This window comes from Cognatundibacterium rugosum, assembly GCF_014284365.1.
In the GTDB taxonomy this organism is placed as follows: Bacteria; Pseudomonadota; Gammaproteobacteria; order Burkholderiales; family Burkholderiaceae_D; genus Undibacterium; species Undibacterium rugosum.
Genome location: NZ_JACOGG010000011.1, coordinates 48,084 through 65,980, shown reverse-complemented (window position 1 = coordinate 65,980; position 17,897 = coordinate 48,084). Strand labels below are relative to the sequence as shown.

General features: G+C 51.2%; 16 protein-coding genes. 9 read left to right on the top strand and 7 right to left on the bottom strand.

What is annotated here, in order from left to right:
* Nucleotides 1-414 precede the first annotated feature (414 nt).
* Entirely contained in the window at nucleotides 415-2,904 is a 2,490-nt protein-coding gene (locus H8K47_RS11475; RefSeq protein WP_186881550.1) for an adenosylcobalamin-dependent ribonucleoside-diphosphate reductase, read from the top strand.
* 121 nt (nucleotides 2,905-3,025) lie between these two features.
* Here H8K47_RS11475 and H8K47_RS11470 read toward each other — a convergent pair whose 3' ends face one another.
* Entirely contained in the window at nucleotides 3,026-5,101 is a 2,076-nt protein-coding gene (locus H8K47_RS11470) for a S9 family peptidase (protein ID WP_186881549.1), read from the bottom strand.
* 329 nt (nucleotides 5,102-5,430) lie between these two features.
* The gene (locus H8K47_RS11465; RefSeq protein WP_186881548.1) at nucleotides 5,431-6,597 is read right to left on the bottom strand and encodes a sensor domain-containing diguanylate cyclase; all 1,167 of its coding nucleotides are present in this window, start codon (nucleotides 6,595-6,597) and stop codon (nucleotides 5,431-5,433) included.
* A gap of 240 nt (nucleotides 6,598-6,837) precedes the next feature.
* Between H8K47_RS11465 and H8K47_RS11460 the strand changes: the two genes are divergently transcribed.
* The 5 genes from H8K47_RS11460 to H8K47_RS11440 all read left to right on the top strand — a co-directional run bounded on the left by H8K47_RS11460 (nucleotide 6,838) and on the right by H8K47_RS11440 (nucleotide 10,377).
* The gene (locus tag H8K47_RS11460) at nucleotides 6,838-7,437 is read left to right on the top strand and encodes a phosphorylase family protein (protein ID WP_186881547.1); all 600 of its coding nucleotides are present in this window, start codon (nucleotides 6,838-6,840) and stop codon (nucleotides 7,435-7,437) included.
* Nucleotides 7,438-7,569: 132 nt separating this feature from the next.
* Nucleotides 7,570-7,881, top strand: coding sequence for a hypothetical protein (locus H8K47_RS11455; protein ID WP_186881546.1), 312 nt, complete (start codon nucleotides 7,570-7,572; stop codon nucleotides 7,879-7,881).
* Between the two features lie 67 nt (nucleotides 7,882-7,948).
* Complete coding sequence (locus H8K47_RS11450) at nucleotides 7,949-8,620, top strand: Vat family streptogramin A O-acetyltransferase (RefSeq protein ID WP_186881545.1); 672 nt, start codon at nucleotides 7,949-7,951, stop codon at nucleotides 8,618-8,620.
* Between the two features lie 51 nt (nucleotides 8,621-8,671).
* Nucleotides 8,672-9,538 carry a CPBP family intramembrane glutamic endopeptidase gene (locus H8K47_RS11445; protein WP_186881544.1) on the top strand — a complete coding sequence of 289 codons (867 nt, stop codon included), beginning with the start codon at nucleotides 8,672-8,674 and terminating at the stop codon, nucleotides 9,536-9,538.
* Nucleotides 9,535-10,377, top strand: coding sequence for an AraC family transcriptional regulator (locus H8K47_RS11440; protein WP_186881543.1), 843 nt, complete (start codon nucleotides 9,535-9,537; stop codon nucleotides 10,375-10,377). The genes H8K47_RS11445 and H8K47_RS11440 overlap by 4 nt, the downstream gene beginning before the upstream one ends.
* Nucleotides 10,378-10,469: 92 nt before the next feature.
* On the opposite strand, the gene H8K47_RS11435 is transcribed toward H8K47_RS11440, so the two are convergent.
* From H8K47_RS11435 to H8K47_RS11420, 4 genes are all read right to left on the bottom strand, one after another.
* Nucleotides 10,470-11,789 (bottom strand): TolC family outer membrane protein, encoded by a 1,320-nt coding sequence (locus tag H8K47_RS11435; protein ID WP_186881542.1) that lies wholly within the window; start codon nucleotides 11,787-11,789, stop codon nucleotides 10,470-10,472.
* A gap of 125 nt (nucleotides 11,790-11,914) precedes the next feature.
* Nucleotides 11,915-12,238: a rhodanese-like domain-containing protein gene (locus H8K47_RS11430; protein ID WP_186881541.1), complete on the bottom strand. Its 324-nt coding sequence runs from the start codon at nucleotides 12,236-12,238 to the stop codon at nucleotides 11,915-11,917.
* A 15-nt stretch (nucleotides 12,239-12,253) separates the two neighbouring features.
* On the bottom strand, nucleotides 12,254-12,904 hold the full coding sequence (locus H8K47_RS11425) for a protein-L-isoaspartate O-methyltransferase family protein (protein WP_186881637.1): 651 nt from the start codon (nucleotides 12,902-12,904) through the stop codon (nucleotides 12,254-12,256).
* Nucleotides 12,905-13,089: 185 nt separating this feature from the next.
* Nucleotides 13,090-13,728, bottom strand: coding sequence for a TetR/AcrR family transcriptional regulator (locus tag H8K47_RS11420; protein WP_186881540.1), 639 nt, complete (start codon nucleotides 13,726-13,728; stop codon nucleotides 13,090-13,092).
* 263 nt (nucleotides 13,729-13,991) lie between these two features.
* Between H8K47_RS11420 and H8K47_RS11415 the strand changes: the two genes are divergently transcribed.
* Complete coding sequence (locus H8K47_RS11415; RefSeq protein ID WP_186881539.1) at nucleotides 13,992-14,261, top strand: YkgJ family cysteine cluster protein; 270 nt, start codon at nucleotides 13,992-13,994, stop codon at nucleotides 14,259-14,261.
* 12 nt (nucleotides 14,262-14,273) lie between these two features.
* Here H8K47_RS11415 and H8K47_RS11410 read toward each other — a convergent pair whose 3' ends face one another.
* On the bottom strand, nucleotides 14,274-14,741 hold the full coding sequence (locus H8K47_RS11410; RefSeq protein WP_186881538.1) for a hypothetical protein: 468 nt from the start codon (nucleotides 14,739-14,741) through the stop codon (nucleotides 14,274-14,276).
* Between the two features lie 389 nt (nucleotides 14,742-15,130).
* Between H8K47_RS11410 and H8K47_RS11405 the strand changes: the two genes are divergently transcribed.
* Nucleotides 15,131-15,961 (top strand): undecaprenyl-diphosphate phosphatase, encoded by an 831-nt coding sequence (locus H8K47_RS11405; protein WP_186881537.1) that lies wholly within the window; start codon nucleotides 15,131-15,133, stop codon nucleotides 15,959-15,961.
* A gap of 84 nt (nucleotides 15,962-16,045) precedes the next feature.
* The gene (gene recQ, locus H8K47_RS11400; RefSeq protein WP_222612787.1) at nucleotides 16,046-17,848 is read left to right on the top strand and encodes a DNA helicase RecQ; all 1,803 of its coding nucleotides are present in this window, start codon (nucleotides 16,046-16,048) and stop codon (nucleotides 17,846-17,848) included.
* Nucleotides 17,849-17,897: the final 49 nt, after the last annotated feature.

Below are 17,897 nucleotides of genomic sequence, written 5' to 3'. Positions count from 1 at the left end.
GAAACGGAGTCCAGCCTCCATTTACCGCTGCAAGCTCTAAGTAAAAACAAAGACATCCATACGGCTTGTGCGCCCTCAAGCCATATGTACTCCTGCTGTTTATACTGGTACCTGTTATGGGTGCTGCGTAACAGGCATATCCCCCAAAAACCGGCCTGACAAAGCAAGCTACACGCTCAGTCACGGTTTTTGAGTAAAACACAGCCGCGCAAAATTGCGTCACTGGCGCTATAGTGTGGGATAGCAGATTTGCGCTGATGCGGTGGCAAGCGGAAACGCTGCACGTAAGCAGCTCCTTATCCAGCGCAATGAGGCAATATCATTCCGATAAGTCAGGATTCGAATGACACAGTCTGCTGACTGCCTTCGTCCTGTTGCCTCACGCTTCAATCTGAAGATAAATAAACTATTGACATGAACGCTAACGACAACATACTCGGATTCACAGCCATGGCACCGCAAGAAATCTCGCTCGATGTCTTACTTGAGAAATATGCCAAAGGCGACGAAGCCAGCATACACGACGTACAGGCGCGCGTGGCCAAGGCACTGGCCAGCGTAGAACAAGCAGATAGCCGCGCCTATTACGAAGAGCAGTTTTTATGGGCACAGAAAAATGGCTTTGTGCCTGCCGGACGAATCAACTCTGCAGCAGGCATGGATCTGCATGCGACCTTGATCAATTGCTTCGTACAGCCGGTTGGTGATTCCGTTTCGAATCCTACCGATGGTAAGCCGGGCATCTACGCAGCCCTGGCCGATGCGGCTGAAACCATGCGACGTGGCGGCGGTGTCGGTTATGATTTTTCCAGCATCCGTCCTAAAGATGCGCTGGTACGCGGTACCCGCTCGCGCGCGTCTGGTCCGGTCTCTTTCATGCAGGTGTTCAATGCCTCCTGCTCCACCGTTGAATCCGCAGGCGCGCGGCGCGGTGCGCAAATGGGTGTACTGCGCGGCGATCATCCCGATATTCTGGAATTTATCCGCTCGAAAGATCAGGGCGGACTGACCAACTTCAATATCTCTATCGGCGTCACCGATGAATTCATGCAGGCGGTCGAACAGGATACTGACTTCTGCCTGGTACACAAAGCGGAACCCAGTGAAGATCGCAAAGCAGCGGGGGCCTATCAGCGTGCAGATGGCTTGTGGGTCTACGAAACGGTACGCGCCCGTGAACTGTGGGATATCGTGATGCAATCGACCTATGATCATGCTGAGCCGGGCATTCTGTTCCTGTCACGCATGAATGCGGAAAACAATCTGTACTACTGCGAAAAAATTGAAGCCACCAATCCGTGTGCGGAACAGCCTTTACCGGATTACGGCTGCTGCTGCCTGGGCTCGGTCAATCTGACCCGTTTTGTACGTCAGCCGTTCAGCACTGAATCCAGCTTTGACTTTGAAGCTTTCCAGTCCGTTGTGAGTGTTGCGACCCGTATGCTCGATAACGTACTCAATGCGACTGCCTGGCCATTAGCACAGCAACAGGCAGAAGCCATGTCCAAACGCCGAGTTGGTCTGGGCTTCCTCGGCATAGGCAGCACACTGGTGATGTTAGGCATACGCTATGACTCGGAACAGGGTCGTGAATTTGCACGTCAGGTATCAGAAACCATGCGCGATACCGCCTATCTGGCTTCAGCTGAACTGGCCAAGGAAAAAGGCGCATTCCCCTTGTTCGATGCCAAGCACTATCTGGCTGGGAAATTTGCGCAACGCCTGCCTGAAGCGGTACGCAAGGCGATTAAAAAGCATGGCTTACGCAATTCCCATCTGCTATCCATCGCACCGACCGGCACCATCACACTGGCTTTCGCAGACAATGCATCGAATGGTATAGAACCCGCTTTCTCCTGGGTCTATAACCGCAAGAAACGCATGGCCAGCGGCGATCCACGGGTCTATGAAGTGGCCGACCATGCATGGCGTCTGTATCGCGCGATGGGTAATGATGTAACGGACGACAGCAAGTTACCACCTCAGTTTGTGACTGCGCTCAATATGTCTGCCAGCGACCACATGAAGATGCTGCAGGTAGTGCAACCCTACATCGATTCTGCGATTTCTAAAACCGTCAATGTACCGGCCGATTACCCCTATGCTGACTTCCAGAATCTGTACATGGATGCCTGGAAAGCAGGTTTAAAAGGACTCGCGACCTACCGGCCAAACAACATACTCGGCAGCGTGTTGTCGGTCGGCACACCCGAAGTTAAACCAGAAGTGAAATTGGTCGCAGACGAAGACTTATTGCGTAAGCAGTTCGAGGGCCGTCCATTTGGCGACCTGGAATCAGTAACGTCCAAAGTACAGTACATGACGTATGAGGGTAAGAAAACGGTCTATCTGACCGTGAGCTTTATTCATGTACAAGGCATGGTCGGTGGCGAACTGGTGACGATAGAACGTCCGTTTGAATTCTTTATGCCAGCCGGTCAGAAAAACGATGGTCAGCAATGGATCTCCGCCAGTATGCGTCTGTTATCGATGGCTGCCCGCTCCGGTGGCTCCATTGCCAAAGCGCTGGCTGATATGCGTGAAGTCGTATGGGATAAAGGCACGGTGCGCTGCGGCATGCTCACCAAGGATGATGGCAGTCAGGCGCCGCTGTTCCATGAATCTGAAGTAGCCGCGATCGGCTACTCTTTGCAAAGGATATTGATGAAGCGCGGCTATCTAGATGCCTCAGGCAATCAGATTCCAGTCCACGTGCTGGCAGAAAAATTCAAAGCGCGTCTGCAGCAATACGGTCTGGATGATCTGGCCTACGAGGCTGAAACCGCGCCGATCAGCTATATTCCGACCGGAAAAAAATGCCCGGAATGCGGCGCGCATGCTTTGCAAAAAATCGATGGCTGCAGCCGCTGTGTTTCTTGTGGCTATGTCGGCGCCTGTGGCTAATCTCGGCTTAACTGTTTATGCAGTCTGAGACTGCGCTGGTAAAAAAAACGGACACTTGGCAGTGTCCGTTTTTTATTTGTCTGCATTCAAACTGCAGTCATACCATGCGTAAGTAAAGCGCTTACTTTTTGGCTGGTCCGATATGCTGGCCCAACCAGTCTAAGACGGTGTGATGCCACAACACGGAGTTAGCCGGTTTAGTGACCCAATGATTTTCATCCGGATAAATCAGCAATTTACTCTCTATGCCACGGCGCTGTAAGGCGGTGAAGCTGCCCAAAGCCTGCTCGGTCGGAATACGGAAATCCAGTTCGCCCTGTACCACCAGCATCGGTGTCTTCCAGTTTTTCACAAAACGTGCCGGGTTAAACTGCTCATGCTTTTCCGGCACATCATAGTAAGCACCGCCGTTTTCCCATTCTGTGAACCAGATTTCATCGGTCGCATAGGCCATGCCACGGGTATCGAATACGCCGTCGTGATTGACGATGCAACGGAAGCCATCTGACCAGTTACCGGCGATCCAGTTCATCATATATCCACCGTACGATGCACCCAACGCACAAGCGCGGTTGGTATCCAGCCACGGATATTTGTTTGCTGCGGCAGCCAGCCCTTTTTTCAAATCCTCCAGCGGTTTGCCACCCCAGTCACCACTGATGGAATCAGTGAATTTCTGACCATAACCGGTAGAGCCGTGGAAATCGATGAATACCGACGCATACCCGGCACCAGCATATATCTGTGGGTTCCAGCGATAGCCCCATTTATTGCCAAAGCTGCCTTGCGGACCGCCATGCACCAGGAAAGCAACCGGATACTTGACGCCTGGCTGTGCATTCCATGGTTTCATCACGTAGCCATAAACCTGATCGCCATTCGCACCGGTAAAACTGAATTGCTCATAACTGCCAAGACGCACATCCTGCATCAGCTCACGATTTGCAAATGTCAGTTGCTCAGCCTTACTCACATCGGTGTTATCCGCCTGTTTCAGCGACAAACGATAAATCTGACCATCGCCATTGAGGCTGCCAAAATTGATCAGTAACTGATCACCATGCACATCCCAGGAATTGACTGCACCCAGGCCAGTCAAGGGCCTGACCTTGCCGCGGCCTGCATCAACCCAGAACAAGCGGTGCTGTCCCAAATCGTCGGCGCTAACCAGCAGCGACTGCCCATCAGGTGCCCAGCGGAAATCAGCCACAGAACGATCCCAATCCGCTGCGAGCTCACGCTTTTTACCAGTGGCAACATCCATCAGCACTAATTGAAAACGGTCTGCCTCAAAGCCGGGACGACGCATCGCCACATAGGCCATGGTTTTGCCATCGGGTGAAAATTTCGGCCGGGTATCCCAGGCAGGATTGTCAGCAGTCAGATTTTTGGCAGCCTGCTTACCGTCGAGCGCAACCTGATACAGGTCGAAATTCGTCGACCAGGCCTCGGTTTTTCCTGCGATACGAATCGCAAATACGGCGCTCTTGCCATCCGGCGTGAATTGATATTCTTCCTGATCACCATCCGGTTTGGAGGGAACATCCCCATCCAGCGCAGCGCTGAGTGCTACTGGCGCGCCCTGCACGATGCCCTTACTATCGAGCTGGGCAGTGAATAAAACGGAGCGGCGACCATCGGCCCAGGTGTCCCAGTGACGCACAAACAGGCGGTCATAGATACGTCCCGTTGCTTTATTTGCCGCTTTGTCGGCTAGTTTTTTCTGGGTGCAGGCCAGATCAGGGCAATCGCGGAATACCGCCATGCTGAACAAGAGCTTGTCCCCCTGAGGTGAGAGGCGGAAGTTATCAACATCCAGCGGAAAATCGGTGACACGTTGCGCTTCACCGCCTTGTAAAGGTAATTTCCAGATTTGGGATGAGCCAGAGCGGGCGGACAGAAAATAGATCGCCTCACCTTTGGGCGACCAGACCGGATCAGTCGCTCCCTGCGTGGTCAGATTCTGCGCTGGCTGACGTGGCTGACTCAGATCTTGCAGCCAAAGGTTAGTGCTGCCACGATTTTTTTCGAGGTCGGTCTGACGCAGTGTGTAAAGCATTTTTTTACCATCTGGCGCAATGACAGGAGCGCCAACACGCTCCATCCTAACCAGATCCTCAATCTGCAAACCGCGTATCTCAGCCTGTGCACCGCTGGCACAAGCCAGCGCCAGCAAGGCGCTCAAACGAAACTTCATGTGTACTCCCGTAATGGACAGCTGCTACGCAGTTGTCTTGTAATGAAGAAATTGACGACGCACCTGCATGCAGGCACCAAGCACAATGACCGGTGTCTGCACTAAGTGGCTAAGGACAATGGAACAGGCTGGAGCTACATCCCGGTGTGGTACGCGCAGCATTCTACCAAGCATGAAAATTTTCGCTGTACGCAATGGAAATTAAGGACAATTTCCAGATTTACGTTGCCCGATCCGGATAAGAACTGAATTTAGTCAAGCCATCGCAGGCTACCCAGCGCTGCGACACCATGCTTTCAAGCCATTTGCTTAGCACACGTGGGACCAGCTTATACGGCAACCACGCGGTTACGTCCGCTGGCTTTCGCCTGGTAGCAGGCTTTATCGATACGTTGAAATGTCAGGTCAGGGCTATCATCGTTTTGCCAGTCTGCTAAGCCAGTTCCCATACTGGCAGTAAATACAATCTGCACCGTTCCAAGCTGACAAGGTGTTTTTTGCAAATCTGCCCGCAAGTTCTCTGCCACCTGTATCAATTGCTCTTTGTTACAGGAAGGCATAATAATAACAAATTCCTCGCCACCTATACGTGCCGCAATATCGCTTTCTCTGCGCACGTGGCGCTTCAACACCTGTGCAAAATGCTGCAGACAGGTATCGCCCGCAAGATGACCAAACTCATCATTGATACGCTTAAAGTGATCCAGGTCGACCAGGATTAAGCCCAATACTTCCTGCTTACGTGCAGCCCGATACCATAAGCTCTGCCAGGCTTGCTCGTACTTGCGCCGGTTAGGCAAGCCAGTCAGCACATCGGTCATAGACAAACTTGAAATTTCAGCACGGCTACGTATCAGCATCACTTCCACATCCATCTGCTTTTGATATTCGCGCGACGTCGTCCTGACATTAATGAGCAAATAAGAAAAGAAAATACATAAAGTAATACCGGTCGCCTGTAAATTTGGAGTCCCCCAAATATACAAAAGTATGGATGGCACAATCAATTCCATCACGCAGATGCGCGCATGCCAGGGATGCATCGCAAAAGCATGACTGGCTGCAGTGCTGAACGTAATCGTGGTGATCACCGAAACAATCACCGCCTGATTCGGCTCCTTTTCCAGCCATCCGATGCCCATTGCAACCACACTCCACAATATGGAGCCAGTATGGATATAAGCCCAGTGCACACTTTTCCATCGTTCAAAGTCGGATTGCCTGGCCTGCGCCTCGGGTGGTCTGTGCGCGATACGTAAATATCCAAGCAAACCAAATGCGAGCGCTGGTGGCAACATGACTAACCAGGATTGTCGTATGTAGCCCGCCAGCCAGAAACTGATCGCACAAGCCAGCAGGTAAAAAATAGGGCCTGGTTTAGAACGAATGTACAAATCGCTGGTCGAGCGAATCCAGACATAACTCTGCACGTCCGGTTCGACATCAATTTTGGCCTGATCATCGGGCTTTCCCCCCAGATCACGGATGGTTTGCATGCCCAGCTATCCTAACGTAATAAATAATTTCAAGCTAAAGCTCAGGACAAGATACATGAAACATATTTGTTTAGCCCAATTGAGTGAGCGCAAGCACGACTGGATAAGGCCGGAACACCAATATTGTTTCAAAGTGTTGTATGCACGTTGCAAGTCAGCATACAGAGTTTCAGGTATGCTGCTGGCTACAAACACACCCTCCTCGCAAAAATTAGCCTAAAGTTCCGGCAAATACATAGTATGAAAATTCAAGTTCTCTTCCCCACAGCGACCGAAGCCAGCCTGTTTCAGAGGGATGGCGTCAAAACCAGCATTTCCGGCGTAGGACTGACCGCAACCGCCTATGCCACACTCAAGGCTATCTATCAGGACCGGCCTGACATGCTGATCCTGGCGGGCATCGCAGGTGTTTTTCCTGGTCGCGATTTCGCTCTGGGCGAGGTCGCCCTGGTTGGTAGCGAAGTCGAGGCAGATCTCGGCTTCTTTACTCCTGATGGCTTTGTGCATATGGCACATCTCCCAATTGATATGGAGTTTGAACGACGTCACGTCTTACGGTGCCCCTACCTCCCTCCCGGTTTCCCTATGCGTCTGGCACGTGGGATTTCAGTCAATGCCGCAATGGCGGACTTTATCGACACCACAGAAGCAGATCTGGAAAACATGGAAGGTGCTGCATTTTTTCATGTTTGCAAAAAAGAACAACAAGCATTTCTGGAATTGCGTTCGGTCTCAAATATTGTTAAAGTCGGCGATGATCAATGGGATATGCAAACTTCCGTGGAAGCAATGACACGTGGTCTACACAGTTTAATTGATCATCTACAACAAAAAAGTTAAATTGCTTTAACCATAGGACTTAGGGATGCATCCCGGCAGCGCTGATCTGCGTATTTCAGCCTCTGGAACATCGCTGAATCGCCATCGCGAATGCCCAATTCCACCGAGTCCCTGACATAAGTGAGACTGCCCATGCGTACACTGGCTTTTCTGGAAGCACTTCAGCGTCTGATTCTGGTTGCTGTTCCCGCCTGGATTATCTGGTGCAGTATCAGTGCTGTGTCAGCGCCCTACCGTCCCGATCAGTTTTTATTTATGCTTTTCCTGTTGACAGTCGCATTGGTGTATAGCGGTTGCATCTGGACAATGCAAGCGATCATTTCAGAAAAAATCTGGATCACCTGGCGCTTCCTGCTATCCGTTTTCTATGGCTTGCTGCCCTTTGCGTTTATTTTGCTGACTGGGCATTTCCTGGCTTTATCCACGCGGTCCTGGCTGAGCTGAATAACGGAAGCGGCTTGAAAATAAAATCCACAACTTTCCCAGGTGTGGATACAAATAAGAATGAGTTATGCATACACATGGTCCTGACCCAAGTCAGCCGCATCCGCTGCCGGGTTTTCCGCAAGTCTGTTTTATCCGCAATACCATTGACAACCCCAACATCGAAGTTGGCGAATACAGCTATTATGATGATCCGGAAAATGCGCGCGACTTTGAACGGAACGTGCTTTACCATTTTCCTTTCATCGGCGACAAGCTGATTATCGGTAAATTCTGTGCCATTGCACGTGGCGTCAAGTTCATCATGAACGGTGCCAACCATCCTATGGGTGGCGTGTCCACCTATCCATTTGCGATATTTGGCAATGGCTGGGAATCAGCCTCCTTGCAGCAAGCGGGGCTACCCTACAAAGGTGACACGGTCATCGGCAATGATGTCTGGATAGGCTATGACAGTCTGATTATGCCTGGTGTTCGCGTTGGTAATGGTGCCATTATTTCCAGCCGCTCCGTGGTAGTACAGGACGTCCCTGCATACAGCATAGTCGGCGGCAATCCTGCAAAATTAATTCGCCTGCGCTTCCCACAAGAACAGATCGAAATGCTGGAACAGCTCGCCTGGTGGAACTGGTCAGCAGAGATGATCACACGCCACTTAGCGGTGATCAGCGCAGGCAATCCTCTGCAGTTGCAGCAACTCATCTGCGCCTCGGGTCTGCCAAAAGCAGAGACAGACTAGCTGCGTGCTAATCCAATGAAGAAATCAGGCCGGACCTGATCAGAATTGACGATGAATCTGCTCTATTTGCCGTATCTGCTATTGTTTGGTGCTATTGCGCTGAGCTGGCTGCCACCACATCCGACCTGGCGCTGGCAACCCGCCCGCATCGTGGCCACTTGCAGTCTGGCTGCCGCAATGAGTACTGGCTTACTGGACTGGCCGGGCTTAGTGATTTGCCTGCTATGCTGGCTTCTCATTCATTTGTCCGCACAAGCGCAGTTAGCAGCGGGCTGGCGTGCACTCAGTTGCCTGGGCAGTGCGCTACTAGTGTTGGGAATGGCAAGTCACTTGCTGCCTGGCTTCCACAATCTGCAGTTAATTTCAGCTGTACGCTACGCGCCAGACAGTCTGCCTTTTACCCTGTATGCGAATTTTGATAAAGGTTATGCCGGTTTCCTGTTGTTGTCTTATCTGAGTCCACGTGTGACAAGCTGCGCGCAATTCCTGACCGATGCGAGGCGCAGTCTGCTACTCAGTATAGGCGCCATTGCAGCGGTAATGACATTGGCCTGCATACTGCAACTGATACGCTGGGACCTCAAATGGACACCAGACATCGTGATTTTTTTGGCAGTCAACTTAGTGTTGACCTGCGTTGCAGAAGAAGCTTTTTTTCGTGGCTTTCTTCAGCAAAAACTGTCACAGCAACTGCCCGTCACCTATCCGGGTGCAGTCAGCATCGTGATCATTGCCAGCATATTCGGCATGCTCCACGCAGGGGGAGGATGGCTGTATGTGCTGGTCGCTACGCTGGCAGGTATAGGCTATGGATGGATATATCTTCGTACCGGACGCATAGAAATGGCGATATTGACCCATGCTGCGTTGAACCTCACCCATTTCGTTTGTTTCAGCTATCCGAAACTGACCACATGAGATACCAGACTTTCCCACCTCTGCCACAATTACAGCACCTGCTGATGCATGTATTAGTCTGCGAACTCGACGGCTGCGATGCGTATATTCCTGCCACGCCCAGCCCATCGATTATGCTGACACTGCGCGGTACGGCTCTGGTACGCATGCCCGACCACAGTTATCAGCCTTCACCACGTTTCTTGCTGCTCGGACCGTTTATGACACCCTTGCACACACGATACGCACCGGGAACGGTCACGATCTCGATGTGCTTCCGTCCGGGCATGCTGCCACAGGCATGCAGTCTGTCTCCAGTCAGACTTGCAGGTAACAGTGTCGAGATGGAGGCCGCATTTGATGCCGGAAGAGTGCAGCGTTTTCTTGCGCGTATTGACGAACAAAACCAAATCGCTGTGCAAGCAGCCTTGTTTCAGGAATTGCTGCTGGAGATACTCGACTACAAAAACGGCAAAGGTTTGGGAGAGCGTTTTTTACGATCACATCAAAAAATGTTCTTACCGCTGCTGGAACTGGCCAGTTTTTTTGACATAGGCCAGCGTCAGCTCGAGCGCAGAGTGCAGGATACGTTTGGCCTGAATCTGCGCGATATGCGCAAATTATCGCGCTATGGATTCTGTCTGCTACATTTATTGAGCCATCCAACACAACGTGGCGACCTGACCCAGATTGCACAGCAATTTGGCTACTATGATCAGGCGCATATGCATAAAGAATTTGTCGAGCTGACAGGCTTTTCACCTGCGCATTTATTGCGCCAGATTGCCAGCAATGATGCTGCGTTCTGGCTATACAGGATTGCGGCTGAGGATTTCAGAAATTTGTTTTACGCCGTGTAGTTAGCCACTGTCGTTACCCTGACTCAAACCACAGGGATAAAAAAAACGCGCCCCAAAGAGGGCGCGGTTTTGTATTGAGGAGCTTGCTAAAATCAGTTCTGCAATAAAGCATTGATTTCCAGCAGATCGTCTTCTTTCAGAATACCGGCTGCCGATTTCAGACGCAGTCCATTCAATATCGTGTCATAACGGGCTTTCGCGAGTGTCTGGCGTGTCGTGTATAACTGCTGCTGTGCATTCAGCACGTCGATATTGATACGCACCCCCACCTGATAACCGAGTTTGTTAGAATCCAGTGCAGATTGACTGGAAATTTCTGCAGCCTCATAAGCCTTGACCTGTGCCAGACCACTGGTGACCCCGGTATAAGCCTGACGCGCACCCAGTGCAGCGGCACGGCGAGCGACTTCCAGATCATTGCGCGCTTTATCTTCGAGCGCGATCGCTTCCTTGACTTTACTGTCGATAGCAAATCCGGCAAAAATCGGCACTGACCATTGCAATCCTATAGTGGTCGGCTTAGTCACACCATTGCTGACAGGACTACCGCCCGTTGAGGAACGGCCGGTACTCGCGACCAAATCCAGCGTAGGGTAATGACCAGCACGGTTCAATGCAATGCTGCGCTTTGCAATTTCAACGTTGACTTCGCTGGCCACCACACTGTAATTTTGCTTCTCTGCAGTGCTGACCCATTCATTGATGCCATTTGGTTGTGGTGCGCTGAGCTTGACGCCCGATTTCAGTGTTGCGAGATCACCCGCTTCTTTGCCGATGATCTGCTGCAATGCAGATCGCTTTACCTGCAGATCGCTTTGCGCCGCAAACTCCTGAGCAGTGATCAAATCAAAGCGTGCCTGTGCTTCGTGCGTATCTGTAATGGTAGAAGTACCTACCTCAAAATTACGCTTAGCCGATGCAAGTTGCTCACCAGTCGCAATTTTTTGTGCCTTTAATGTCGCCAGCGTATCCTGAGCGGCCAACACATCAAAGTAAGCCTGGCCCACGCGTACGATCAGGTCCTGACGCGACTGCGCAAACTGTGCCTCGCTGGCGACAACGGATAATTTACTTTGCTCATACTGTTCCCAGTTACCCCAGCGGAACAAAGGCTGAGTCAGTCCCAGCGTCCAGGAATTACTACTCGTGGTAAAACTGCGATCCGGCACCGGCAAATCAGACTGCGACGTCACACGCGAGCGGGTGTCACTACCGGACAATCCTATCGTAGGCAACAAACCCGCACGGCCCTGCACCGCTTTTTCCTGGCCAGCTGTCAGCGAAGAACGCGCGCTGGCAAACTGAGCATCATTGGCAAGTGCATCTTTATAGACCTGCAATAAGTCAGTCGCACCTGCATTCAGACTAAAAAAAGCACTGGCAAGCAAAGCCGCCAAGATAGGATTACGCATCAAACGCTCCGAGTGAAAAAATAGTTTAATAAGCAGGACTCACGTATTACGGGCTTATTGCTGCTGAAGTTAGCCAGCGACAAGCTGCGGGCTCTCTTCAGTACATCAAGCCGGTTTCGTCAGCTCTAATAAGTTGGCATAGCAGGATCAACCTGCGCCGCCCACGCATGCACACCACCAGTCAGATTTATGACCTGGCTGTATCCCTGACGCTCCAGAAAACTGGCCACCTGCATACTGCGCCCACCGTGATGGCAAATGCAGACAATCACTGCGTCCGGATCGAGCTCATTAGCGCGCACCGGTACGGTCTGCATAGGCATCAGCTGAGCACCGCTGATATGACAAGTCTCATATTCCCAAGGTTCCCTTACGTCCAGTAATACCGGTGATTCTTTTTCCGTATCTGCAAGCCACTGTGCCAGTTCTGTAGCGGTAATATGTTGCATGCGCGCTGCTTTCAATCAGAACTTAAATTGTGAGGCAGGCACAGAACCTGACAACGGAGCGATCACCGTATCGAACGCGGTACGGCTGCTGAAGCCGGATTCCGAAACGCGGGTCACCACATTCGCACGCATGACTGGCAAAGCACCGGCGATTGCCAGCAAACGACCGCCGATATTCAGTTGCTTCTGTAAATGTTCCGGCATCGCTTCCAGCCCCCCCGCAACCACGATCACGTCGTAAGTGCCGGTATGCGCTGTCGTCAGGCCATTGGCATGCAACACACTGACATTGCGTACACCATTGTCAGCCAGATTTTTTTCTGCCAGCGCTTTGAGTTCAGCAGAAGCTTCCATCACGGTAACATGACGTGTCATGTGGGCCAGCAAGGCCGCCAGGTAGCCGGATGCGGCACCCAGTAACAACACAGATTCATTTTTTTTCAGCGCCAGTTCCTGCACGATACGCGCTTCTACACGAGGACACATGGCGGTTGCGCCGCCTGGCAAAGGCAGTTCGGTGTCAAAAAAAGCCAGCGATTTTTGCTCGTCAGGGAAGTAGTTTTCACGTTTCACAACGATCAACATATCTAAAATGTCCTTGTCCAACACATTCCAAGGACGGATTTGTTGTTCAATCATGTTGAAACGGGCTTTTTCGATATTCATTTCTTCACTCGATGCATTAATTAAGGGAAACCGCATTTTATCAAAGCACATGCGCAGATTGAGGATTACCTTGTCATTTTCAGCTGATCAACAGCCGGAATTCGGACAAAACTTAAGCAATCGTTGACACCAAAGGTCATTTCCCACGTTCAATTCTGCAAACTTTGCCAAACCCAGCTGCAAAGTCAGGCAGATTTATTGATCAACAAGCCATGCAAGGCCATCTCGATATAATGTTCCAGATAAAGCCCCATTTTTTCTGGTTCAACATGGCAAACTCCTGCAGAATGTTTCCACATCATCATCATGATGATAGGTGAGATCAATAGTCTGGCGTCAATTTCCAAATTGACCTGCCGTATTTCACCGCGCCCCATACCGCGCTTGAGCATAGTTGCTACCAGCAATTCACCACGGGTAATCACTTCATCCTGATAAAATTTTGCCAATTCAGGAAAATTTCCCGCTTCGGCCATCATTAACTTGGGCAGTCCGGACAACTTGGTATCACCGACACTGGACCACCAGGTTCTGATCACACTCCGGAATAACTCCTCACTATTGCCTGTGAACTGGTTGATCAGCTCCTCAGCCTCACCTATCAGCGGAACAATGCTATTACGCACCACCGCTTTGAATAATTCTTCCTTACTGGAATAATACAAATACAAAGTTCCCTTAGAAACACCAGCCGCCTTCGCCACATCATCCAGACGTGTCGCTGCAAAGCCGCGCTCGACAAATAAATCCAGCGCAGCGGCTAATAACTCTTGAGGGCGTGCCTCTTTGCGCCGCTCCCATTTAGGTTTACAGGGACATAACATATCACTACTACTCGCGGTATCTGCCGGTCACTTCCACACTAGCTCAGTAGTGCCAGCAGGAAATACCAATGTTGAATAACTTACTCTTGAGTCAGTAATGTAATCCGCCCCCGTATGAGCGTCAAGCCGGAATGCAGATGCATCATGCCAAAGCGATCACAGGAAACACAGCGAAATGCGATGAAATGCAAAATCCTGTGCTTTAATTGCAGAAAACCCTGTTTTTGTGCAATCCCCGACTTTAGCCTGCAAGCATCCACTACATGCAAAATCCCGTTTTTTCCTGCCGTCCCGGCTGTGCCGCCTGCTGTATCGCACCTTCGATCTCTAGCCCGATACCGGGCATGCCGCATGGCAAAGCAGCCGGTGTCGCATGTGTGCAGCTATCGGAACAGGGTTTGTGTATGATTTTTGGCCGGTCTGAGCGCCCGGCCTGTTGTTCAGGCTTACAGGCCTCGGCGGAGATGTGTGGAGAGAATAAGGAGCAGGCGATACAGTGGCTGAATGCACTGGAATTTGCGACCTGCCCCTGAACGTAGGTCAGGTCAGAGTTTGATACGCATGGAGTCGCCATTCATAAACAGCAAGGAGATGCCATCTTCAAGTGGCAACACGCGGGCTACATGCTGTTCCAGACTGGTGGCATAGATTTTCTTGCCGTCAGCGCGGAACATGGCAAACCAGCGCTTGCTGTGTGCCAGCATACGGCTGGCAGAACTGGCTGCCAGTAACAGATATTCAGCACCGCGGATATGGATGCTGGCACTGCGCATCACTCCGCGTGAAAACGAGGCGGGTAAATGCGCAGAAATAATGCGCTGCCCTTCGCGCTCAATCTCCATCACCATCCCTTTCGCAGCACGGAAAGGTTGCAGCTGAAACTGGTACACACCCATGCGCGTGGTTTCAGAGGCAGAAATTTCAGCTTGTTGCTGAAACTCACCAAAGCAGGCACTCACTGCTGGCGCAACATCTGCATCTGTGTGCTTGGAATTCCTAACTTGCTTAGTCATCTTGCCTCCGGTATCAGATCATTAGCAGCGCAGGTTGCGGTGACTGTAGCTTGTTGTATCAACCGTGCACCACGCCTACACTGAGATTCGGAAGTATTGGCAAGAACAACATATAGCTCAATAAAATACTGGTTAGCATCAAATTTCAATACCAATCAGTGAAATTTGTGCACAAAAGAAAAACTGGAACTGCCATTTATTTGCGACACCGCGTGTCCGGCGCAGAACGCCGACTTAGTCAAAGCAGTCATTGATTTTTTGCGAGTCTTGCCATGAGGCGCGAATTCAAGTCTGTTTTACTATGAAAACTCAACAAGCGCTTAGCCTGACATGGTAAGCTTCGCTCCGGTTTTTTTACTTCCTCACCACAAATACGACAGATTTAGCATATGGATTTATTACTCGCCATCAAAGTCATCATCATGGGTATCGTCGAAGGTCTGACTGAATTCCTGCCTATTTCCTCGACCGGCCACCTGATCCTGACTGGCAGTCTGCTTAACTTCACCGGCGAAACACAAAAAGTATTTGAAATCGTCATTCAGGCAGGTGCCATTTTCGCCGTATGCTGGGAATACCGGGCCAAAATTGCCAGCGTATTGTCTGGCCTCGGCTCAGATGCAAAAGCGCGTTTTTTTACGCTGAAGTTATTCATCGCATTTTTACCGGCAGCGGTACTCGGCGTACTGTTTTCAAAGCATATTAAAGCCGTATTGTTTGCACCGGTGCCGGTTGCGCTGGCCTTCATCATCGGCGGCCTGATCATTTTGTGGGTGGAACGCAAACCTGCAGATCAGCAAGTTGCGCGCATTGATTCCGTCGACGACATGACCATCACTGACGCGATCAAAATCGGTCTGGCACAGGCATTTGCACTGATACCGGGCACCAGCCGTTCGGGTGCAACTATCGTAGGCGGCATGCTGTTTGGTTTGTCACGTAAAGCCGCGACTGAATTCTCTTTTTTCCTGGCGATCCCTACCCTGCTCGGCGCTACGGTCTATTCGCTGTACAAAGCGCGCCATGATTTGTCCGTCGCCGACGTGCCTATGTTCAGCCTGGGTACGGTTGCGGCATTTATTTCCGCATTCTTTTGTGTACGCTGGTTGCTGCGCTATATCAGTTCACATGACTTCAAAGTCTTTGCCTGGTATCGCATTGCCTTCGGCATTATGATCCTGATCACCGCCTACACAGGTGTCATCCAGTGGGTTGATTAAGTAGTGTCGTCAGTCAGTTTCAACAGCCAGTACGGCCAAGACAAGCAACATAGCCAGGATAGCGGGGAAAGCACGGATCATGCGCTGCATTTACTGCAGACTGTATTCGGTTATCCCGCGTTCCGCTCGCAGCAAGGACAGATCGTCGACCACGTGATACAGGGCGGTGACGCGCTGGTGCTGATGCCGACTGGCGGTGGTAAATCCCTGTGCTACCAAATCCCTGCCCTGATAAGGCGCGGCGTAGGCATCGTTGTCTCTCCATTGATCGCGCTGATGCAAGATCAGGTCGATGCACTGGCGGAGGTCGGTGTACGTGCCGCCTTTCTGAATTCTACCCAGAGCTTCGATCAGATCCTGGAAGTGGAAAAGAAAATGCGCGAAGGTGATCTCGATCTGGTATATATCGCGCCGGAACGCTTACTCACTCAGCGCTGCCTGGAATTATTGGAAATACTCGACATCGCCCTGTTCGCGATCGATGAGGCGCACTGTGTATCGCAATGGGGACATGACTTCCGACCCGAATACATACGCCTGTCTACCCTGCATGAACGTTTTCCCCATGTACCACGCATTGCGCTGACAGCGACCGCCGATCAGCAAACGCGCGACGAAATCATACATCGCCTTCAGCTGGAAAACGCACTGCAGTTTGTCTCATCGTTTGACCGTCCAAACATACGCTATCAGATCGTTGAAAAAGCCAACGGACGCAAACAATTACTCGATTTCATTGAAGCCCAGCACAATGGTGATGCTGGCATCGTGTACTGCCTGTCACGCAAAAAAGTCGAAGAAACCGCCGCATTTCTGAATGAACACGGCATCAGTGCGCTGCCCTATCATGCAGGTATGGAACTGACAGAGCGCAGTAAAAATCAGGCCAGATTCCTGCGTGAAGACGGCATCGTGATGTGCGCAACGATTGCATTTGGCATGGGTATTGATAAACCGGATGTACGCTTCGTTGCCCATCTGGATCTGCCTAAAAGTATAGAAGGCTATTATCAGGAAACCGGCCGTGCCGGTCGTGATGGTGCAACGGCAAATGCCTGGATGGCCTATGGTCTGCAGGATGTGGTGCAGCAGCGGCGTATGATCGATGAATCGGATGCCAATGAAGCCTATAAACGGGTGCAAAGCGTCAAGCTGGAAGCGATGCTGGCACTATGTGAAACCATCAATTGCCGCCGCGTGCATATCCTGGATTACTTTGGTCAGGCCTCGACCCCATGCGGCAATTGCGATACCTGCCTGAGTCCGCCGGTTTCCTTTGATGGCACTGTCGCTGCACAAAAAATCCTGTCCACCATTTACCGCGTCGATCAACGCTTTGCGGCTGGTCACGTGGTCGATATTTTGCGCGGCATCGATACCGACCGTGTCAAACAATGGCGTCATGATCAGCTCTCCACTTTCGGCATAGGCTCAGAAAAAAGTGAGGCGGAATGGCGTGCTTTGTTACGACAGCTGATCGCACTGGAACTGATCGCAGTGGATTACGAAAACTACAGTGCGCTCAGACTGACCGAAGCCGCGCGACCAGTGCTGCGCGGGGAAACAAAGATACAACTCAGACAGTATAAAAAAGCTGAAAAAGCGCTCAAACATAAGCGCCAGTCAGCCAAAGATTACGCAGAAAGCGAACTCAGCAGCGAGCAGCAGCAACTGTTCGATAAGCTGCGCTGGTGGCGGGTTGAAACTGCCCGTACGCACAATGTACCGGCCTATGTGATTTTCCCCGATGCGACGCTACGCGAAATCGCCAGAAATGCGCCACAAACACTGGTGGACTTACGCGCTATTTCTGGCGTCGGCGATAAAAAGCTGGAGAGCTATGGCAATGATATTTTGCAGCTGATTGCGGAACTCGGCGCCAGCTAAGAGCCTGACAAACAGGAACTTTACCAAGAGCGGAACGGATTTGTTATGC